Annotated in this window: 15 protein-coding genes, 1 tRNA gene and 2 pseudogenes; 13 read left to right on the top strand and 5 right to left on the bottom strand. The window is 68.1% G+C overall.

What is annotated here, in order from left to right; genetic code table 11:
• The first annotated feature begins 1 nt into the window (after position 1).
• Complete coding sequence (locus tag AB0472_RS36455; RefSeq protein ID WP_366363093.1) at positions 2-1,537, top strand: aldehyde dehydrogenase family protein; 1,536 nt, start codon at positions 2-4, stop codon at positions 1,535-1,537.
• Between the two features lie 252 nt (positions 1,538-1,789).
• Positions 1,790-1,874 (top strand) — tRNA-Leu (locus AB0472_RS36450).
• Here AB0472_RS36450 and AB0472_RS36445 read toward each other — a convergent pair.
• Complete coding sequence (locus tag AB0472_RS36445; protein ID WP_366363092.1) at positions 1,839-3,548, bottom strand: recombinase family protein; 1,710 nt, start codon at positions 3,546-3,548, stop codon at positions 1,839-1,841. The two genes, AB0472_RS36450 and AB0472_RS36445, sit on opposite strands and share 36 nt — an antisense overlap.
• Before the next feature lie 115 nt (positions 3,549-3,663).
• The gene (locus AB0472_RS36440) at positions 3,664-3,885 is read right to left on the bottom strand and encodes a hypothetical protein (RefSeq protein WP_366363090.1); all 222 of its coding nucleotides are present in this window, start codon (positions 3,883-3,885) and stop codon (positions 3,664-3,666) included.
• Positions 3,886-3,991: 106 nt separating this feature from the next.
• Between AB0472_RS36440 and AB0472_RS36435 the strand changes: the two genes are divergently transcribed.
• Together AB0472_RS36435 and AB0472_RS36430 are read left to right on the top strand one after the other, a co-directional pair.
• A protein-coding gene (locus tag AB0472_RS36435; RefSeq protein WP_366363089.1) for an IS3 family transposase occupies positions 3,992-5,154 on the top strand; the annotation gives its coding sequence in 2 pieces (ribosomal slippage) (positions 3,992-4,276 and positions 4,279-5,154; 1,161 coding nt in all).
• Between the two features lie 33 nt (positions 5,155-5,187).
• Positions 5,188-5,364, top strand: a pseudogene (locus tag AB0472_RS36430) (IS110 family transposase); the annotation flags it as partial.
• A 190-nt stretch (positions 5,365-5,554) separates the two neighbouring features.
• Here AB0472_RS36430 and AB0472_RS36425 read toward each other — a convergent pair.
• Complete coding sequence (locus AB0472_RS36425) at positions 5,555-5,986, bottom strand: hypothetical protein (RefSeq protein ID WP_366363087.1); 432 nt, start codon at positions 5,984-5,986, stop codon at positions 5,555-5,557.
• Between the two features lie 533 nt (positions 5,987-6,519).
• Here AB0472_RS36425 and AB0472_RS36420 point away from each other — a divergent pair.
• From AB0472_RS36420 to AB0472_RS36405, 4 genes are all read left to right on the top strand, one after another.
• A complete protein-coding gene (locus AB0472_RS36420) occupies positions 6,520-6,810 on the top strand; it encodes an HNH endonuclease signature motif containing protein (RefSeq protein ID WP_366363085.1) in 291 nt (96 codons plus the stop codon).
• 34 nt (positions 6,811-6,844) lie between these two features.
• Positions 6,845-7,378 (top strand): DUF4265 domain-containing protein, encoded by a 534-nt coding sequence (locus AB0472_RS36415; protein ID WP_366363084.1) that lies wholly within the window; start codon positions 6,845-6,847, stop codon positions 7,376-7,378.
• Between the two features lie 1,129 nt (positions 7,379-8,507).
• Positions 8,508-9,152 carry a CBS domain-containing protein gene (locus AB0472_RS36410; RefSeq protein ID WP_366363082.1) on the top strand — a complete coding sequence of 215 codons (645 nt, stop codon included), beginning with the start codon at positions 8,508-8,510 and terminating at the stop codon, positions 9,150-9,152.
• 174 nt (positions 9,153-9,326) lie between these two features.
• A complete protein-coding gene (locus tag AB0472_RS36405; protein WP_366363105.1) occupies positions 9,327-10,232 on the top strand; it encodes an NAD-dependent protein deacetylase in 906 nt (301 codons plus the stop codon).
• Positions 10,233-10,580: 348 nt separating this feature from the next.
• Here the strand turns inward: AB0472_RS36405 and AB0472_RS36400 are convergent, their stop codons facing one another.
• Positions 10,581-11,144, bottom strand: coding sequence for a DDE-type integrase/transposase/recombinase (locus AB0472_RS36400; protein ID WP_366363080.1), 564 nt, complete (start codon positions 11,142-11,144; stop codon positions 10,581-10,583).
• Positions 11,145-11,210: 66 nt separating this feature from the next.
• On the opposite strand from AB0472_RS36400, the pseudogene AB0472_RS36395 reads away from it, so the two are divergent.
• From AB0472_RS36395 to AB0472_RS36375, 5 genes and pseudogenes are all read left to right on the top strand, one after another.
• A pseudogene (locus tag AB0472_RS36395) lies at positions 11,211-11,399 on the top strand (hypothetical protein); the annotation flags it as partial.
• 60 nt (positions 11,400-11,459) lie between these two features.
• Positions 11,460-11,786, top strand: a complete 327-nt coding sequence (locus tag AB0472_RS36390; RefSeq protein WP_366363078.1) for an ATP-binding protein — start codon at positions 11,460-11,462, stop codon at positions 11,784-11,786.
• Entirely contained in the window at positions 11,744-12,316 is a 573-nt protein-coding gene (locus AB0472_RS36385; protein ID WP_366363076.1) for an SMI1/KNR4 family protein, read from the top strand. The genes AB0472_RS36390 and AB0472_RS36385 overlap by 43 nt, the downstream gene beginning before the upstream one ends.
• A gap of 258 nt (positions 12,317-12,574) precedes the next feature.
• Positions 12,575-15,190 (top strand): LamG-like jellyroll fold domain-containing protein, encoded by a 2,616-nt coding sequence (locus AB0472_RS36380; protein ID WP_366363074.1) that lies wholly within the window; start codon positions 12,575-12,577, stop codon positions 15,188-15,190.
• A gap of 1,123 nt (positions 15,191-16,313) precedes the next feature.
• Positions 16,314-17,975: an N-6 DNA methylase gene (locus AB0472_RS36375; protein WP_366363072.1), complete on the top strand. Its 1,662-nt coding sequence runs from the start codon at positions 16,314-16,316 to the stop codon at positions 17,973-17,975.
• Between the two features lie 31 nt (positions 17,976-18,006).
• On the opposite strand, the gene AB0472_RS36370 is transcribed toward AB0472_RS36375, so the two are convergent.
• A complete protein-coding gene (locus tag AB0472_RS36370; RefSeq protein WP_366363071.1) occupies positions 18,007-20,139 on the bottom strand; it encodes a UvrD-helicase domain-containing protein in 2,133 nt (710 codons plus the stop codon).
• Positions 20,140-20,164: the final 25 nt, after the last annotated feature.

Here is a 20,164-nt window from a genome sequence, read left to right as displayed (position 1 = left end):
CATGGTCCTCGTCCGCAAGCCCGGCACCGGCTGGGACGACGCCTGGGCGCGCTGTCTCGCCCTCGCCCCCGAAGCCTTCCGGGAGGACCGCGTCCTCAACCTGTGGGCCGGCGACTGGCGTCCCGACGGCCGCCCGCTCCCCGCGACCAGCCCCGTCGACGGCAGCCCCATTGCCGGCGCCCCGCGCCTCGACCGCACCACCGCGCACCGGGCCGTCCGTGCCTGCCTCGACCAGCACCGCGCCTGGCGGCACGTCCCGCTGGAGGAACGCCGGGCCAGGGTCGCCGCCACCCTGGACGCCCTCACCGAACACCGCGAACTCCTCGCCCTGCTGCTCGTCTGGGAGATCGGCAAGCCCTGGCGGCTGGCCCAGGCGGACGTCGACCGGGCGATCGACGGGGTGCGCTGGTACGTCGACGGCATCGGGCCGATGCTCGCCGGTCGGGCCCCGCTGGACGGGCCGGTGTCCAACATCGCCAGCTGGAACTACCCGATGAGCGTGCTCGTCCACGCGGTACTGGTCCAGGCCCTGGCGGGCAACGCGGTGGTGGCGAAGACCCCGACCGACGGCGGGGTCGCCTGCCTCACCCTGGCCTGCGCGCTGGCCGCCCGGGAGGGCCTGCCGGTGACGCTGCTCAGCGGCAGCGGGGGCGAGCTGTCGGAGGCGCTGGTGCGGGCGCCCGAGATCGGCTGCGTCTCCTTCGTCGGCGGCCGGGACACCGGGGCGGCGGTGGCCACGGCCGTCACCGACCTCGGCAAGCGGCACGTACTCGAACAGGAGGGACTCAACTCCTGGGGCGTCTGGAACTTCACCGACTGGGCCGCGTTCACCGCCGTCGTCCCCAAACTCTTCGACTACGGCAAACAGCGCTGCACCGCCTACCCGCGCTTCGTCGTCCAGCGCGAGATCTTCGACGAGTTCCTCACCGCCTACCTCCCGGCGGTGCGCCGGCTCCGGATCGGCCACCCCCTCGCGGTCGCCGACCCCGCCGACCCGCTCCCCGAGCTGGACTTCGGCCCGTTGATCAACGCGGCGAAGGCCAAGGACCTCACCGACCAGGTGGCCGAGGCCGTCGACCGCGGTGCCGTCCCGCTGCACCGCGGCAGCCAGGGCGACGCCCGCTTCCTGCCCGGCCAGGACACCTCGTCGTACGTCCACCCGGTCACCCTCCTCAATCCGCCCCCCTCCTCACCCCTCCACCACGCGGAACCCTTCGGCCCGGTCGACACGATCGTCCTGGTCGACACCGAGGCCGAGCTGCTGGCCGCCATGAACGCCTCCAACGGCGCGCTGGTCGCCACGCTCTCCACCGACGACGAGGCCACCTTCGCGCGCCTGGCCCCACAGATCCGCGCGTTCAAGGTCGGCCACGGAAAGCCACGCTCCCGCGGCGACCGCGACGAGCTCTTCGGCGGCTTCGGCGCGTCCTGGCGGGGTGCCTTCGTCGGCGGGGAACTGCTGGTGCGGGCGGTGACACAGGGGCCGGCGGGGGAGCGGCTGCCGGGGAACTTCCCGGAGTACCAGCTGATGCCCTGACGGCGCACGACCCTCATGCCGTGGCGCGCCCAGCACCCGGGCGCGCCCGGTGCCGACCTCACGGTACGGCCCCGACCCCGGGCCGGTCCCCGACCGTGCCGTGGCCGGCCCGGTGACGGGCCGGCCACGCGCCGTGACCCGCGCCCACCTGCGCCGGAGCCGATGGAAACGCAGGTGAAAGGCACTCCGAAAGCTTGGTATTGTTGTCCATGTCGCCGCGGGGAACACCCCCGGCCAGGCGACAGACACCTGGTCCGGGTGGCGGAATGGCAGACGCGCTAGCTTGAGGTGCTAGTGCCCTTTATCGGGCGTGGGGGTTCAAGTCCCCCCTCGGACACAACCACTGACGATACGGTGATGAGGGCCTCGACCTTACGGTCGCGGTCCTCTTTGCGTGTTCGTAGCTGATGGTGATGCCCAGGGCCTCGTAGAGCGGGCCTTTCTTGTCGGCGTCGGCCGTGTGGATGCGCTGTGCAATATCTCCAAGACTGTCAGTGATTTCTCGGATCTGCTGGGCGTCGAGTGGGGATTGCTTCTTCCGGGTGAGGGCAGGGAGTGCGTCGAGTTTCTGCTGCGCCGCCTCTTTGTCTTGCTGTGCTGCGTTGATCCACTGGGTGACGACGGCTGGGTCCGCTCCGGCTTCGAGTGCTGCCTGGTAGCGGGAGAGTCGTCGCTCGCAGTCCTTGATCGCCTGGCGTGCTTGGGCCTGTTCCGGTGTGTGGGTCTCTGCGGCGCTCGCTGCGGCGCTGGCGTCGGTGAGGGCGGTGAGGGTGGCGGTGAGCCGGCCGGGGGCGAAGGCCCGGGCGATCCACTGGTCCAGGGCCCGGCAGACAACGTCTTCGCGTAGGTTGACGGTGCGCGGGTGCGTGAGGTCGGGGTAGAGGGCTTGTTCCTGGTCCTTGAATTCGCAGCGGTAGTAGACGTGGTTGCGGATGGTGGCGGGCTGCATCTTGCGTCCGCACAGGGTGCAGCGGACCCGTCCGCGCAGGGCGTAGGGGCGTCCGCCTTGTTTTCCGGCTCGTTCCTGGCGTCCCTGGTTGCGGGCACGCTGTCTGCGGAGGGTTTGAACGGTGTCGAACCGGTTCGGGCTGATGATCGCTTCGTGGGCGGGTTCGTTGGAGCGGATCCACTCCTCGACCGGGTTGTGGGTCATGCTGGTGCGGTGGCCGAGGGTGACGTCGTCGACGTCGAGGAGGCGTTCTTCCTTGCGTTGCTTGTTCCAGATCTCGTAGCCGGTGTAGCGGGGGTTGATGAGGATGGCGCGCACGGCGCCCTGCTGCCACGCGGTTTTCTTGCGGTGCGGGTTGCGGGTGGCGTCGTGGGCGGAGGGGCAGGGGATGCCGTCGCGGGTGAGCTGGGCGGCGATGGCTTTGTCGCTCATGCCGTCGATGTACAGGCGGAAGATCCGCTGCACGACGGGTGCGGCTGCGGGCCCGGGTTCGAGCTTGTGGATGCGCTGGCCGGCGGCGGCTTTGGAGGGGCTGGGGTGGGGTCCGGCGTCGGCGATGCGGTAGCCGTAGGGCGGTCGTCCGCCGAGGTAGCGGCCTTGGAGCTGGGCCTGGGAGCTCATGGCGGTCCGGACTCGGATCTTGATGCGGTTGCGTTCGCCCTTGCTCATGCCGCCGAAGACGGACATGACGAGGTCGTGGGCCTCGTTGTCGGGGCCGATCGGGCCGCCGATCTCCGGGACCCACAGGGGGATGCGGAAGTGGACGAAGACGGGGAAGGTGTTGCCGAACTGGTTGCCGTAGAAGGTGCGCTGTGGCTCGCCGATCACGACTGCGTCGAATCCGCGGTCGGGGTTGCGGAGGGCTTGGAGGAGGTCGTTGGCGCGGGGGCGGCGCTGCCAGGGCAGGGAGCGGCTGTGGCCGACGTCGAAGTATTCGGTGACGATCTGGCCGCCGGCGGGTTCGACCAGAGCTCGGGCGCGGGTGAGCTGCCAGTTCCTGGAGGCCTCGGGGTCTTGGAGGTCCTCGGTGGAGCAGCGGCCGGCGAAGGCGAAACGGATCACGTGCGGTGAGACTCCCAGTGCGGGCGCGCTGGGTGCGGCGCGCTGCGGGTGTTATGCGACGTTCTGTCGTACCTCGAATGGGGGAGAAGAGCCAGCGGCCGCCCGTGTTACTCGGTTAGCTGTTGCCGGTCTCGGGGCGCTGCTGGCTCGAATCGGCGATCAGGGTGCGAAGGAGCTGCAGGAGGGCGGCAGCGACGGACTCGGTCACGTCGGGTGGCTCCTCGGGGAGGGCCACCTGGATCTGCCACGGGGTGACCGGGCCCGGGTGCTGCTCGGATAGGGGGTCGGGGTACGTGCAGTTGGACGCCGAGGCCAGGGAACTGGTTTGTGCTCGCATGTCCCCTATAGAGATGTCACACGGGAGATTTGCCGTCGGGTCTGCTGCACGATCGGGTGACATCTGAACTGGCTTGCCCTGTGGGGCGGGTGGGAAGGATGTCGCTGTGCCCAAGCCTTATCCCGAAGAGTTCCGCCAGGACGTCGTGCGGGTCGCGAGGAACCGCGGCCCGGGCGTGACAGTGGAGCAGGTGGCCACCGACTTCGGGGTCCATCCGATGACGTTGTGGAAGTGGATGCGCCGGGCGGACATCGATGACGGGGCCAAGCCTGGAGTGACCAGCCAGGACAGCGCGGAGCTGCGGGAGGCTCGGCGGCGGATCAAGCTGCTGGAGCAGGAGAACGAGGTCCTGCGCCGGGCCGCGGCCTATCTGTCGCAGGCCCATCTGCCGGGAAAAGGATCTACCCGCTCGTGAAAGAGCTGGCCGCGGACGGGACGCCCGTCACGGTCACGTGCCGGGTCCTGAAGCTCGCCAGACAGCCTTACTACCGCCGGCTCGACGAGCCGGTGACCGACACCGTGCTGGAGGAGGCATACCGCGCGAAGGCGCTCTTCGACGCCCACCGCGACGACCCGGAATTCGGCTACCGCTTCCTGGCCGATGAAGCCCGTGGTGCCGGGGCCCGGATGGCGGACCGCACCGCGTGGCGGATCTGCCGGGACAACCGCTGGTGGAGCGTGTTCGGCAAGAAACGCGGGAGAGTCAAGAAGGCCGGTCCGCCGGTGCACGACGACCTGGTCCGCCGCGACTTCACCGCGGACGGGCCGAACCGGCTGTGGCTCGCCGACATCACCGAACACGCCACCGGCGAGGGCAAGTTGTACGTCTGTGCGATCAAGGACGTTTTCAGCAACAGGATCGTGGGCTACTCCATCGATGCACGGATGAAGTCCCGCCTGGCCGTGACCGCCCTGGAGAACGCCGTCGCCCGGCGCGAACAGGTCGACGGATGCATCCTGCACAGCGATCGCGGATCGCAGTTCCGCGCCCGGAAATTCGTCCGGGCACTCGACCGCCACCGGATGGCCGGCTCCATAGGGAGAGTCGGGGCGGCCGGCGACAACGCGGCCATGGAGTCCTTCTTCAGCCTGCTGCAGAAGAACGTCCTCGACCGCCGGACCTGGACCACCCGCGAGGAACTCCGGATCGCGATCGTGACCTGGATCGAGCGGACCTACCACCGACGCCGCAGACAAGCCGCACTCGGCCGGCTGACCCCCATCGAATTCGAAACCGTGATGACCACACCGGCCCTCAAGGCCGCGTGACCGAACCTGTCACCCAAACCTGCATCAGACCCGACCAGCATCGTCCGCGACGGCCCCAACCGGGACTACTACCTCAAGAAACGCGGCGAGGGCTGCAAACACGTCCAGGCCGTCATCGCCCTCGCACGACGCCGCACCAGTGTGTTGTGGGCCCTCCTGCGCGACGACCGGGCCTTCACCCCCACACCGCCCATCACGCAGACGGCTTGAGCGTGGCCACAAAGCCAGCAGCGTGGCTGAGGCCGGTGGGGCTGCAGCGAGACACACGCGCACCTGATCGGTCGGCGTGCCCGCCGTCGTGGCTGACTTTCGTCGGCTGAGGCACAGACGATCTCCGGGACGAGGTGCCGTCCTCACGGGCGCCGACCGCCCGGTACCGTGCACCATGAGGGACGGCGGGTCAGTCGTCACCCCAGCCGCGGAACGTCCCTGAACCGTCAACTGCGTCGGCAAAGTCAGCGAAGTCTATGTTGGCGATACTCAGATTGGCGGAAATGCCGGGGTACCACCGGGCCGGCACCCGGCACGTCCGTCCAGGTTCGTTGTAGAGGTCGACGGCCAAGAGCGGGGACGAAGGGTCGGTCATGGTGGTCGCATCCGCGAGGAACACGTAGGTGAGTTTGTCGTCTTCCTCGGTGGCGGCCTCCTCGTCGATCAGCGCCTGGATGCTCACGTCGGTGAAGCGGGGATCACTGACGTACGTCGCGTGTGGGGACCCATCTGCAGCGTCGATCGCTGCTTGTACTGCGGACCAGGCCGCGTCATCACTGAAGTCGGTTCGCAGGACCGTCGAAGTCAGATCCTTCGGTGCAGGCAGGGGCATGCTGGCCATCCTGTCACCTGGGACAAGCTGTCGGACCCGGGCCGTCTCGGGGCCGTATGAGGGCGCTCAACGACGACCAACGCTGACAACCACATCTAAGTCGCAGGTCGCAGCGTTGATCGATTACACGGCCGCAGGTCAGAGATCTAGCGCTCCACTTCTTCGGCTACTGGTCGCACACGCTTGACTCGCCCATTGAAACTCCAGGCCAAAATCGCTCCGCGCCGTCCGCCGTTGTCGGCTACCGCCGCTACGTGGCGAGGTCTAAACCACTGACGGCAACGCTGACGGCAACAAGGGCGGACATCAGCGCACTCCAATGGACCTCGACGGACGGGTAGTTCCGCGCCGACCTGCAAAAACCCAGGTAGGGAGCGGCCCGCTTTCACACGTACTATGTTGTGGCGGGTGGCATTCCGGTGTTGGTTCACAACATCAATGCGCCGAATCCGGCAGCTTGTTCCGTGCCTGGATACTCGGTTCATGATATTCCCCCCGGATCCAGCGGTGGTCCAGGTGCCTATCAGACTATCCCGGCAACTATGCGCGCCGAATATGGAACGGGTGTACAGTGGCACCCGCCACTTACTCGGCCACTATGTTCATACTGTCGAATAAACCTTGCAGTGCCGATCGATCATGTGGAACCAAGGATCAACGGCGGAGATCTGACGGATGCGAACACCACTCCTGTTTGTGGGTTCTGTAACAGTTCAAAGCGTGACAGGGTGGCGCCGATGAATCCACCGCCGAACTATAGTGGGCCGTGGCCGCCCCCGTGGTGGCCGGCAAATATGCAGGCGACCGTTTCGGATCCTAGGACAATTCCATAACTTGAATGCGGTGGGTCATATTTTGGCCCACCGCATGTCCGTTTATTATTTAGCAGTGGAGGGTATTTTGCAGGTCGCGATCGATGGAATTACTTATGTCAGCCACGAAGATCCAGCATGGCGAGGCGAAAATCACGAAATGGCCATGGTTGATCTGGCTCCGTTCGACCTCCCAGGAATGCTAGAGCAGCTTTGGCTGCGAGAGGTTAATGAGGAAGGTGCCTATGAGGTTTGTTGCATCCCCTTCTATGCTTATGGCGTGGCGCTAGGTGACGTGATCGAGAAAGGGGAATCAGGTTCGATGGATCGAGTGATCGAAAAGTCGGGTCGTCGAGTCCTTCGAATTCTTTTCTCTGAGTCGCGCCCCGCGCTTGACAGTCGACCTATGTTGCGCAGGACTTTGGATTCCGCTGGGCTACTCAATGAGTGGAATGGTGACCGTCATGTCGCGATTGATGTGCCTGATGACTCGGTAATGCAACCAATTTACGACTCTGTTCGCAATGAGATTGAAGGCACGACGGCTTTTTGGGAGTGGAATGACTCCAAGCGCTACACTTCCGGCTGACTTTTCATTAGGAATCGTCGAAGCGTGGTTAGGGATTCCGAGAGGGCCCAGCATGAAAGTCCTGGAGTGATAGGAAAAGCGGAGGCGTGTGCTACTGAGATTGAACTCGTGATGTCGGCTAGATCAACAGGTGGCACGCCTCACCGCTTCCGGTTTGCAGCACGTGCCCACTAATGATCTACCGGGACCGAGCGGGCGCCTGTGCAGAGGCAGCGAGCGCCGGAGCACCCCAGGCCCGACAGGTCGCTGATGCCTGGCACTTGTGGGACAACCTGGCCCACGTGGTCGAACGCGCCCGTGATCACTCATCGGTCCTGCCTGATACCACCGTCGCCGCAGCAACGCGGGCCTACGCCAGTGGCAGTACCCGATGCCGCCCTCAACCCGGACGCAGGTGCCGTGAAGTGGCTGGTCACTCGCACGCGGGAGCGCTACCGGGCAGTCCAAGACCTGCTGGCCCAGGCATGGACGATCAGCGCGATCGGACGTGAACTGGGACTGGCCCGCCACACCGCCCGCCGCTCTCGCGGTAGCGGGTGTCGTTGCGGAAGTGTTCCAGCGCATCCAGGGCCCGGGCGGTCGCCCCGGTCGTAAGATCCGGGTGCAGGGTGCGCGCCAGGTCGTACGCCGTGTGCGCGGAGGTGCCGCGTGCGGATTGGCGGGCCCAGTACGCCGCGTATACGGCGATGCCCACCGACACCACGGCCACAAACGTGCTCAGCCACTCCGCAACCGAGCCCCCGCCCTTCCACACCGCCGTCCGCTTGGTGTGGGAGACTCACACGGCAACCGGGCTGGTTCCCCACCCCCGTGGGAATCAGCCCGGTTCGCTTTCGCCTTGGTCGGGGTTACGCGTCAGCCTGCCGCGCCGCCATTTGGTAGGTGCGCGGCCGGTCGCTCACCTGCTTCGCGATGTTCTGCTTGACCAGCCTGTCCACCTCCCTGCGGGACCGCTGGCCCTCCCCGCCAGGCCGAACATCAGTGGTCGCCGGAGCGGCGCGGTGCTGTCATGGGTAGGAAAGACGGCGTGGACGAGCCAGCAAGGCCACAGGGGCCAGCGCGCCGCGCGTCGTCCGCTCGGGCGGTCCGACCACGGCCGCCCCGTCGCAAAGCGGAGGAGGCCGATGCCATGCTGCACCGCCGCAAGGTCGGTGACGTGATGACCGAGGAGGTCCTCACCCTCCGCCCCAACACGCCGTTCCAGGAGGTCGCCGCCCTGCTGGACGCGAACGACATCGTCGCGGCGCCGGTTGTCGACGACGACGGCGCCCCCGTCGGCGTCGTGTCCGCCGCCGACGTGCTGCGGCACGAGACCGGCCTGCCTGATCCGCAGGGGCAGGACGGGGACGACGAGCGCGCCTGGAGCAAGGCCCGGGCCCGGACCGCGGGCGCGCTCATGAGCAGCCCCGTCTTCACCGCCCGCGCCGACTGGACGATCCCCCGGGCCGCACGGGAACTCCGCAAGCGGCACGTCAAGCAGCTGCCGGTGGTCGGCGACGACGGACTCCTCACCGGCATCATCAGCCGCAGCGACCTGCTCGACGCCTTCATCCGCTCAGACGTCGAGATCCGCAGCGAGATCGAGCAGGACGTCCTGGGGCGCATCCTCGGCCTGGACGAGGGCACCGTCGCGGTCGAGGTCCGGGACGGTGTCGTCACCCTGCGCGGTCACGTCCCGGAACCGCGTCTCGTCCCAGCGGTCGTGGGCCTCTGCCAGGGCGTAGACGGTGTCGTCGCCGTAGACGCCCACCTCGCCGCCACCCGGACGGATTAGGTGTTCTGCCCCGGGATTCCGGCCGCTCGCGGTGCCAGGCGGTAAGAACGCGGGCGGCGATGACGCGCGGCCGGGGCGCAGCGGCACGCGCGGGATGCCCCGCTCCGAGCCAACGGCGCCATCGCCGGCGGAAGCGGGTGGTTGCAGCCTGTTCCGTACCCTGGCGGCGTGCGCATGCGCCCCACTCTGAGTTGGACCCCTACCGAGGACCTGCCGCCGGGCACCACGGATCTGGAGCCGGTCACCGATGCGCTGAGCACCGGCGGTGTACTGGTGCTCAGCGGGGCGGACATCTCCACGGAGTCGGGCATCCCCGACTACCGGGGCGACGGCGGGAGCCTTACCCGGCACACGCCGATGACCTACCAGGACTTCACCGCCAGCGCCCAGGCCCGACGCCGGTACTGGGCGCGCAGCCACCTCGGCTGGCGCACCTTCCGTCGCGCCCGCCCCAACGTCGGGCACCGGGCCGTAGCCGCGTTCGGGCGGCACGGCCTGCTCTCGGGTGTGATCACCCAGAACGTCGACGGCCTGCACCAGGCCGCCGGCAGCGAGGGCGTCGTGGAACTCCACGGAAGCCTGGACCGGGTCGTCTGTCTTTCCTGCGGCGCGTTCAGCCCGCGCCGCGAGCTCGCCCGGCGCCTGGAGGAGGCCAATGTGGGCTACGCGCCGGTGACCGCCGGAATCAATCCGGACGGTGACGCCGACCTCACCGACGAACAGGTCGCGGACTTCCACGTGGTGCCCTGCACGATCTGCGGCGGCATCCTCAAACCGGACGTGGTGTTCTTCGGCGAAGCCGTTCCGCCGCAACGGGTCGAGCACTGCCGCAACCTGGTCCGTGAGGCGGCCTCGCTGCTGATCCTGGGCTCCTCACTGACAGTGATGTCCGGGCTCCGGTTCGTCCGCCAGGCGGCCCAGGCCGGGAAGCCGGTACTCATCGTCAACCGGGACCCGACTCGAGGCGACCAGCACGCCCTCACCCGGGTCGCGCTCCCGCTGGGAACGGCCCTCACCACCATGGCCGACCGGCTGGGCATCCCCGCCAACGACGAGGCGGCGGCCCGGGCGGGGTGGTGACAGCGGGGAGGAGCAAGCGCAGGGAGGAGCCGGGCAGAGGAGGTTGGAGGCAGGTAGCCGACGACGAGTCCGCCCAGGCCGCAGGCGAAGCCGAGGAACCCAATCGATGCCGACCGCCGACAACAGTCCGTGGTCGAAGACCGTTGCGCCGCCCGGGCCGGGACGGGAGACGCCACGTCAGCTCCCGGTCTCCCAGGTCCCTTCGTGCAGTCCCCCTTGCGCTCCTGTCCTCCAGGGTCACAGGGCAGCGTTATGCCCAGCTCCCGCATAGGCCTTGTCACGTTGTTGGGTGTGTGGGTGTCTGATGGCGTGTCGGGGCGTGGTGGGGCCCGCGGTCCGGGCCTGTGGTCAGGCCGTGGTGGGCCGGCTGGCAGCGCCGGTGACGTGGTCCCAGATGGCGAGGCGGATGGTCATCTCGGCTCGGTGCTGGGATGCGGTCATCAGGTGGCGGTGGGGCCGGAAGTGGGGTGAGATGCCACTGAATGCGGACAGGAACTGCTGGGCCGCTCCGACGGAGCGGAAGCCTTTCATCGCGCGTTCACGCTGCCTGGTGGGCTGGTGGCTGTTCTCGGCCCGGTTGGTCAGTCCCTTGTGGGAGCGGTGCTCGACGGAGGGTATGACTTCGCGGTGGGCGGCGCCGTAGGAACGCAGCTTGTCCGTGATGATCACCCTCGGCACCGCCTGGGTCTTCTTCATCAGGCGGCGGAAGAAGCGCAGTCCGTTCGCGTATGCCTGGCCGAACTTGGCGCACCAGCGGCGCACTGTCTCGTAGGAGACGATGACGCCTGGCTGGAGCATCAGCTCCTCGACCTCGCGGAAGCTGAGCGGGAAGCGGAAGTACAGCCACACACAGTGCGAGATCACCTCGACCGGGTACCGGTGCCCCCTGTACGACGGTGACGCGCTCCCCACGGACGACCCCTCCCAGCGTGATCAACCAGAAGATCATCCCACCCGGTCAGCCAACGTGACAGCGCCGTGATCACCGATCCGGTCCATGCGGCCACCGCCGGGAAGATGCGCGAGGCCCTCGCGCTGGACCGCCAACGACGCCAGGCAGCCGTCCGCCACCACATCGACGGGCGCACCGTCGCACTGTGGGCCCTGCCCGACTACGACGCCCTGTTCGGCGTCGCCTTCAATCCGCCGTCCACGAAAGCGAAGTGATACGGGAGTACAGCCACGAAGCCCAAACCGGCCGCCGCGGCGAGCAGGCCGAAGGACGGCATGCCATCGATGCTGTCCTATCTGACCCGGGTGCTGAAGATGCCGACCATCGGCGCCTTCTGGGAGGAGCTGGCCGACCAGGCCCGCGACCAGGACTGGTCCCACGAGGAGTATCTGGCGGCCCTGCTGCAGGGGCAGGTCGCCGACCGGGAGTCCAAGGGCACCATGATGCGAATTCGCACGGCCCGCTTTCCGCAGGTCAAGACGCTGAAGGACGAGGCTCTCTTGACCCCGAGTTCTGGGAGTCTGCGGGGCACGAGGTGCTGCTCTGGCAGTCTGATGCCGTGGATGATCTCGTTGGTATTCAGAAGCCGCTCCGCCGTTTGACGGATGCCGCTGAAGCGGTTGCGGAGCTGGAGCGCGCTGTGCCGGGCCTTGCCGCACTCCGCTTCGCGGTACCAGTGGACCTCGACTGGTCAAAGCTGGAAGCGAAGTTGGGCCTGCCCTTGCCCGCCGACTACAAGCTGCTGTGTGAGTTGTTTCCGGCGTTCGAACTCGGCGACTTCATGGCCTTCGGAGGGCCTGCCTCCGGCCATGAGCATCTCTGGCTGAAGGGCGCACGCGAGGAGCTTGAAATCATCGACGAGTGGCTCGGGTACGCCGACCTGACCGTCCCCATGCACACGTATCCCGCGCCGGGCGGCCTGCTGCCGTGGTCGACGTCGAACGAGGGTGACGTCTTCCTGTGGAGCACCGGTGGGGAAGGGCCGGAGGAGTGGACGGTCACGGTTGCCTCACGCAATGGCGACTGGTGGCACTACGAGGGCGGGGTGGCCCAGTTCATGGCGGACCTGGTCAGCGGCACGCTGGAGCTGTGGGGGCTACCGTCGGTGAGCTGCGAAGTGAATGCCCGATGAGGAGTCGGCGGACGCGGCAGGTCGCTGATGAGCTGCAATGCCGACGAAGCGGGGAAGTGCGTCGACGGCTTCAAGCTCCCGTGTCCCGGCAAGCCGTACGAGGGGTATTGACGGACCTAGCCGACACCTTAGGATCACTGCTGCTCGAAGTACCGATCGCTGTGCGAGATGTCGAACAAGGCCGGTTGGCGTCTTCGACGGGCTGCCCTATTCCGGCCGGTACGCAACGCAACGGTCTGTCACAAAGGAATGAGCCGCATGCCTGCAGAATCCGGAGTGCCGCGCAGAACCGTCCTCACCGTCCTGGGCGCCGCCTCCCTCGCTGGGACCTTCGCCGCCGCTCCCGCCAGGGCCGCCGAACTCACCGGCACAACCCCGAGCTCCACTGCCGCGGACCTTCCCGCCGCAGCCGCCCACTGGACCTTCGACGAAGGCTCCGGCACCTCCGCCGCAGACTCCTCCGGCAACGGTCGCACCGCGGCGATCCAGGGCGCGGCCGGCTGGGACACCGGCAAGGTCGGCACCCACAGCCTGAGCCTCAAGGCCGGCGGCAACGCCACGGCGTCCGGGCCGGCCCTCGACACCTCCAAGGCATTCTCAGTGGGCGCCTGGGTCAACCTCGCTCAACTCGGCGGCTATCAGACCGCCGTCAGCATCGACGGCAAGGCCGTCAGCGCCTTCTACCTGGGGCTGCGCGACGACACCGGCACCTTCGCCTTCGCCCGGCTCGACTCGGACGCTACTCAGAGTGCCGCGGTGGCGGCCGCCGCTTCAGCACCCACCACCGACACCTGGACCCACCTGGTCGGCGTCAGCGACCCGACCGCCGGTGTCATTCGCCTCTACGTCAACGGCGTTCTGGAGGGGGAGACCGCCTACGCCGCGGGCTGGGCCGGCAGCGGCGACACCGCCATCGGCCGTGCACTCTACGGCGGTGGGCACGTCGACCAGTGGCACGGCCTGATCGACGACGTGTGGATGTTCCCGTCCGTCCTCACCTCCGACCAGATCGCGGCGCTGGCCGGCGTCCCGGTGGAGACCACGACGCCACTGCTGAGCGTGGACGTCGGCACCCCCGCGCATGCCGTGTCGCCGATCCTTCCGGGCCTGATGTTCGAGGACATCAACCACTCCGGCGAGGGCGGCATCTACGCAGAGCTGGTGCAGAACCGCTCGATGATGGCCAGCGACACGTCGCCCGTCTACTGGTCCGCCGTCGGCGGAACGACCCTCGCCCTCGACACCGCCGCCCCGCTCAACGCCGCACTCGACCGTTCCCTCAAGGTGGTGCTGTCCAGCAGCACCGGCGCCGGAAACCGGGCCGGCGTCGCCAACGACGGCTTCTGGGGCATACCCGTGCGGCCCAGAACCACTTACACCGCCCGTCTGTTCGCCAAGGCGTCGCGACGCATCGGCCCGCTCACGGTGGCCATCGAGTCGGCGGACGGCGCGATGGTGTACGCATCCGCCCACGTGCCCCACATCGGCACCGCCTTCCCAGGCCGCCCGTTCGAGTTGACCCTGCGCACCAGTTCGCGCACCCCGGTCGTCGGTGACGCAAGGCTGACCGTCACCACGGCCGACCCCGAGGCCGCGGGCGAGACCCTGTGGCTCCAGCACGTGTCCCTCTTCCCGCCCACGTATAACAACCGGCCAAACGGCCTGCGCATCGACCTGATGGACAAACTGGTCGCTCTGAAGCCGAAGTTCCTGCGCTTCCCTGGCGGAAACTTCCTCGAGGGCAACACCATTGCGACACGGTTCAACTGGAAGAACACCATCGGTCCGGTCTGGGAGCGCCCCGGCCACATGGACGACGCCTGGGGCTACTGGTCCACGGACGGCCTCGGACTCCTCGAATACCTGCAATGGGTCGAGGACATGCACGCCCAGCCAGTTCTCGCCGTCTACGCCGGCTACTCGCTCAAGGGTGAACACATCACCGGCGACGCGCTCGGGCCGTTCGTCCAGGACGCACTCGACGAGATCGAGTACGTCACCGGTCCTGTCGCCAGCGCCTGGGGCGCACGACGTGCCGCCGACGGACATCCGGAGCCGTTCCCGCTGGAGTTCGTGGAGATCGGCAACGAGGACTGGTTCGACTCCTCGGGGTCCTACAACGAGCGGTTCGCTGCCTTCTACGACGCGATCAAGGAGAAGTACCCGCATCTGAAGCTGATCGCCACGACGTCCGTGACGAGCCGCACCCCGGACCTGATCGACGAGCACTACTACCTCGCGCCGTCCGCCGCCCAGGCCTCCACCCACAAGTACGACAACCGGCACCGCAATTCGACCAAGGTGTTCGTCGGAGAGTGGGCCGCGCAGGAGGGCCGCCCCACACCCGACCTCAACGCGGCACTCGGCGACGCCGCTTGGCTGGCCGGGCTGATCCGCAACTCGGACCAGGTCCTCATGGAGTGCTACGCGCCGCTCTTCTCCCACGTCAAGAACAACGTCTGGGCCACCAACCTGATCGCCTACGACAACCTGACCAGCTACGTGTCGCCCAGCTACTGGGCACAGCACATGCTGACGAGCAGGGTCGGCAACACGGTGCTGCCGGCCACGGCGCGTGCGCTGCCCGGTCTGGCCACCGTGGCCACCCGTTCCAGGAACCGCCTCTACCTAGCGGTCGTCAACTGCGGGACGGAGAAGGTGAACGTGCCGGTCGAGCTGAAGGGGCTGGTGAAGGGGGTCAAAAGGCGTGCCACCGCGACGGTCCTGACCGGCCCCTCGCGCGCCACGACCAACACGCTGACGGACCCCGACACGTTGGTGCCCGGGACGAGCACCGTGACCGGCGCGGCAGCGTCCTTCACCAGTACCGTGCCGCCGCTCTCGGTCACCGTACTGGAACTCGTCCTGACCTGATCGGTCACTGCCCGACACCCCTGCTTCTTGGCGCACGTCGGTTTCAGAAGCAGAGCTTGCCTTGCGCCGCCACGGCCGTATCGTCAGTGGTCGACTCGCCCCTCGGACACACAACCACTGACGATACGGTGATGAGGGCCTCGACCTTACGGTCGCGGTCCTCTTTGCGTGTTCGTAGCTGATGGTGATGCCCAGGGCGTCGTAAAGCGGGCCTTTCTTCTCGAGGGCGGCGGTTTGGATGCGCTGTGCAATGGCTCCAAGGCTTTCAGTGATCTGCCGGATCTGTCGCGCATTGAGCGGGGATTGCTTCTTCCGGGGGACGGCGGGGTGCGTGTCGAGCTTCTTCTGCGCCGCGTCCTTGTCTCGCTGGGCCTCGTTGATCCACTGGTGACGACGGTTGGGTCGGCTCCGGCGTCGAGGGCCGCCTGGTTACGGGCGAGCCGGCGTTCGCATTCCTTGATCGCCTGGCGTGCTTGGGCCTGCTCGGGGGTGTAGGGCTCGGCGGTGCTTGCTGCGGCGCTCGCGTGAGTGAGGGCTTCGATGGTGCCGGAGAGCCGGTCGGGGGCGAAGGCTCGGGCGATCCACTGATCCAGGGCCTGGCACACGGTGTCTTCCCGCAGGTAGATGGTGCGCGGGTGCGTCAGGTCGGCGTCGAGGGCGGAGGTCCGCCGTCAAGCATCACCTGGGATCAGAACGTCAGGCATTGGCTGGGATCCGACAGTGGCCAGCCGAGTGGCGTTCGAATCGATTGCTGCGGGCGAGCGGCTGCCCCGTGCCGCTCGGGGGAGGCGGCACGGATCCCGGTGCTCGCGATGCGTCGGCCCGGCCGCGCTCCATCGGGGGTGGACCCTCTCGCCCGCACCGTGAGCGAGCTCGTGGACATGCGCGCATGGCTGACTTCCTCCGCCCGCCTGGGCCGGATCTTCGAGCGGGTGGGGAGGGGGGCAGAGGAGGCCGCCCAGGCTGGGTGTGGGTTGGAGTGAGTAGCGAGCTCTTGGCGCGGGTGGCTTCTGCTTTTGCGGAACCCCACGTTGTATGCCCAGGCGACTGGAGTAGGTACGTGTACATCGTCAACGTGCTCTCATGATTGATTGAGTCATAGGATCCGTGTACGGTGACGCGCATGGCAGACCATCCCCCCCCGCCAGTCGGTGGACCGCTTGTCACCGGCTCTGAGATCGCCAGGCTCGCCGGTGTCACGCGTGCCGCAGTCTCCAACTGGCGGCGGAGGTATGAGGACTTTCCGGCACCTGCAGGCGGCGGTGTGAACAGTCCGCTGTTCGACCTGGCCGCGGTACAGATGTGGCTGGACAAGCAACGCAAGGGCCAGGACATCTCCGTGGAGGTGCAGCTGTGGCAGGCCCTGCGAGCGGCCTACGGCGACGAGATGGTCGGCGGGCTCGCCGATGTCGCCCAGTTGCTCGCCGGTGTCGAGGGCGAGGCCCCGCAAGCACTGCCGACGGATGCCGTACGACTGGCCAGACAACTCGGTGAGAGTGGATCACCGGGTGACGTGGTGAACGCGCTTACCGAACGCTTCACCGACTCCGTGCGCCGGGCGGGGTCCGACCAGGTCACCTCGCCACGTGTCGTCCAGGCGGTGCGGCACTTCGCTGGCGAAGTGCCCGCTGATGCGACCCTCTTCGACCCGGCGTGCGGTATCGGAACGCTCCTGTTGACCGTCGGACCCGAACGGGGGCCGACACGGTGTGGTCAGGAGGCCGACGCCCGCAGTGCTCGATTCGCGCAGCTGCGAGCCGATCTCACGGGACGCTCCGGCGTCGACGTCCGCATCGGAGATTCCCTGCGCGACGACCACTGGCCGGACCTCAAGGCCGATCTCGTCGTCTGTGATCCGCCCGTCGGTACCACCGACTGGGGACGCGAGGACCTGCTCCTCGATCCCCGGTGGGAGCTCGGTACGCCTTCGCGTGCCGAAGGCGAACTCGCCTGGCTGCAGCACGCCTACGCGCACACCGCGCCGGGCGGCCGCGTCCTCATGGTCATGCCTGCCTCCGTCGCCTACCGCAAGGCCGGTCGCCGTATCCGGGCCGAGCTGGTGAGACGCGGCATCCTCACAGACGTCATCGCCCTCCCACCCGGGACCGCTGCCTCGCATGCGCTCCCCGTGCATCTCTGGCGTCTGCGTCGCCCGCAGTCCCCGGACGATGCCGTGGCCGAGGTGCGCATGGTGGATCTGACGGCGAACGATCCGGACGGCTCACTGGAGCCAGGGCCCGACCAGACGGCGGACGTACCTCTGATCGAACTGCTCGACGACGCCGTGGATCTCACTCCCGGCCGTCACGTCGAGGAGTCCCACCGCGACTACACGACGGAGTACCAGGCTCTGCGGCAGGAGTTGGCGGAGCAGGTGCGGCTGCTGGCCGACCTGTTGCCCGCTTTGACGGCGGGCGCCGGTGCAAGTGCCCTGGACGGTCCGTCCGTCAGTGTCGCCGACCTCGCGCGAGCCGGGCTGATCGAGTACGGCGCTCCCGAGCCGGTCTCGGTGAGCGATCAGCTCGACACCGATTACCTCCAGGGCTTTCTGCGCAGCGCGGCGAACGCCCGGCGGTCCACGAGCGCCAGCGGAACCTACCGGCTCGACGGCAAGGGCGCCCGCATCCCACAGATGGACATCGCCGAGCAACGCCGGTACGGGGCGGCGTTCCGAGCCCTGCAGGAGTTCGAGGAGCGGGCGCGGAGGGTGGCCGAGCTCAGCAAGCAGGCGGCTGCACTCGCCAGGGACGGGCTCGGCAACGGGGCCCTCTCACCCGAAGAGTGATTTTCCGTCGTATCACCAGGACAGACTGTCACTACGGCTGCGGAACGAACGGACTGGCTGTCCCGCTCCACGACACCGCCAACGCCTCCCGCGCCCGTGTGCACGCCACGAACAGCAGGCATCGCTCCCGGAGCAGGTCCGAGTCGTGCTGCAGCGCGTCCACGGAGGCCGGCGTCACTTCGCGGGCGAAGGGAAGCGCGCTCGCCGTCGCACCGAGGACGGCGACGCAACGGAACTCCAGCCCCTTCATGGCGTGCATGGTGGCCAGCCGTACGCCGTCCGTACCCGGCCCCGGATTGTCTCTGACCCGGACCACCGGTACCCGGGCCGCGGCCAGCCTGTCGTACGCCTTGTCGAGCAGCACGTTGAAACGGGCACACACGCCGATCTCCGACGGTCGGATGCCCTGAGCGATCCAGTTCTCGACGCGCTCGACGAGCGCCGCGATCTCCGTCTGCTCCGACCCGTACCCGTCCACGTGCGGCCTGCGGCCGTGCAGCAGCGACCGGTAGCCCGCCAGGGTGTCGCTGCCCTCGCCGCCCAGGTCGTCGACCGACACCGGAGTGAGGATGTCCGTCGACCAGGCGAGGATCTCTTCCGTACTGCGGTAGTTGATGCGCAGGCGATGCGTGCGCCCGGCCACCGATATGCCGAGCGAACCGAGTGAGACCTTCGAGTCGTAGATCCGCTGGTGCGGGTCGCCGGTGATGAACAGGTCGTCGCTGCCGGGCGCCACCGCGCCGCGCAGGACACGCCACTGGGCCGGGTGCAGGTCCTGTGCCTCGTCGACCACGACGTGGTCGTGCGTGGGTGAGGAAGCGGCCAGGAGCTCGGCCGCGCGGGCGCACACCTTGAGGTGGGTGGTGGCCTTCTGATCGCACAGCAGGGACTCGAACAGCTCGACGGCCGGCCACAGCTGCTCCCGCCTGGTCGGCGACAGCGCGCTGCCGCGACCGCGCCGGGAGGCCGCACGGTAGTCGTCCAGGGTGCGCAGGTCCTGGGCGAGGACGACGTGGCGGTACTCCTGGGCCAGGAACTGCTCCGTCCATCGCAGGCCGAGCTTCTTGACGATCCGCTGCCACACCTGTCGTTCCTCCCGGTCGCCGATCGGGGAGGGCGCCCGGCCGTCGAGGCGGGTCACGATGCCGTGTGCGTAGGCGTTGACCGTGGTCACCTCGACGCGGGTGAGCAGCGACTCGTCGTCGTCCAGGAGGACGGACAGGTTCTCCCGCAGCGACGCGGCCAGGGCGTTGGTGAAGGTGGTGAGCAGGACGCGGGCGTCCGGGGAGCGGGTGAGCAGGTGCTTGACCCTGTGCAGTGCCGCGACCGTCTTGCCGGTCCCCGGGCCGCCGGTGACCTGTACCGGGCCGCCGTACGACACCCGATAGGCGACGCGGCGCTGCGAGGGGTGCAGGAACACCCGCCAGGCCGCGAACGGCTTCTCCAGGATGTCGGCGAGTTCGTCGGGGCCGGTGACCAGGGTTATGCGGCTCGTGGTGTTGGCGATGACGGCGGCCAGGCTTTCGTCCGGGTCGGGCCCCGCGTCCATGGGCCGCCGGACGGCGACCACGTCCCGGTACACCTCTTCGGGGCTGAACCCCTCGGCCAGGTACTGCAGCACCTCACACTGGTCCTCCGGCAGCAGCGTCTCGAAGGCCCTCAGCTGCGCCTTGTCGACGATGGTCCGCACCGCCCTCAGCACCTGGTCGTCGATGCCGAGTTCGCGCAGCACCGTGTCGGAGTACTTCGCGAACAGCAGTGAGTCGGCGACCGCGGCGGCTTTCTCCAGGGCCGGGGTCAGCTGCTCGATCGCCGCGACGTTGCGGACCTCCAGGGCCCGCGTCGCGGAGTTCGTCGTGTACAGCCGCTTCGCGGCCCAGGTGTAGGCGTCGTCGTGCGGGACGACGTTGACGAGTAGGAAGACGTCGCTGCCGTCGTCCGGGGCGAGGACGACGCCTCGCCAGAAGTCGTTGATGCGGATGGTCCGCATGCGACGGTCGCGGGCGTTCTCCACGGACTCCAGGTGCAGGCCCTTGTCCGCCTGCAGTTCGGGGACGGTGAGCTGCTGGAACTTCTGCATCGCCTTGCGCACGCCGGCTTTGACGGGCCGCTCCAGGACGTCGTAGCTCTCCCAGAAGCTGTTCGCGAACGCAAGCTGTGGCACGAGGCGCCCTCCCCACCCTGAACGG

Source organism: Streptomyces sp. NPDC086777 (assembly GCF_040702065.1).
Taxonomy (GTDB): domain Bacteria; phylum Actinomycetota; class Actinomycetes; order Streptomycetales; family Streptomycetaceae; genus Streptomyces.
Note: the sequence above shows the minus strand (reverse complement) of the source record. Positions and strands in the feature narration are given on the sequence as shown.

Excerpts from the sequence above, each read along its gene's own strand:
- AB0472_RS36455 (WP_366363093.1), top strand. The coding sequence starts at position 2 with ATGGTCCTCGTCCGCAAGCCCGGCACCGGCTGGGACGACGCCTGGGCG.
- AB0472_RS36440 (WP_366363090.1), bottom strand. The coding sequence starts at position 3,885 with ATGCGAGCACAAACCAGTTCCCTGGCCTCGGCGTCCAACTGCACGTAC.
- AB0472_RS36425 (WP_366363087.1), bottom strand. The coding sequence starts at position 5,986 with ATGGCCAGCATGCCCCTGCCTGCACCGAAGGATCTGACTTCGACGGTC.
- AB0472_RS36420 (WP_366363085.1), top strand. The coding sequence starts at position 6,520 with ATGCGCGCCGAATATGGAACGGGTGTACAGTGGCACCCGCCACTTACT.
- AB0472_RS36415 (WP_366363084.1), top strand. The coding sequence starts at position 6,845 with ATGTCCGTTTATTATTTAGCAGTGGAGGGTATTTTGCAGGTCGCGATC.
- AB0472_RS36410 (WP_366363082.1), top strand. The coding sequence starts at position 8,508 with ATGCTGCACCGCCGCAAGGTCGGTGACGTGATGACCGAGGAGGTCCTC.
- AB0472_RS36405 (WP_366363105.1), top strand. The coding sequence starts at position 9,327 with ATGCGCCCCACTCTGAGTTGGACCCCTACCGAGGACCTGCCGCCGGGC.
- AB0472_RS36390 (WP_366363078.1), top strand. The coding sequence starts at position 11,460 with ATGCCATCGATGCTGTCCTATCTGACCCGGGTGCTGAAGATGCCGACC.
- AB0472_RS36380 (WP_366363074.1), top strand. The coding sequence starts at position 12,575 with ATGCCTGCAGAATCCGGAGTGCCGCGCAGAACCGTCCTCACCGTCCTG.
- AB0472_RS36375 (WP_366363072.1), top strand. The coding sequence starts at position 16,314 with ATGGCAGACCATCCCCCCCCGCCAGTCGGTGGACCGCTTGTCACCGGC.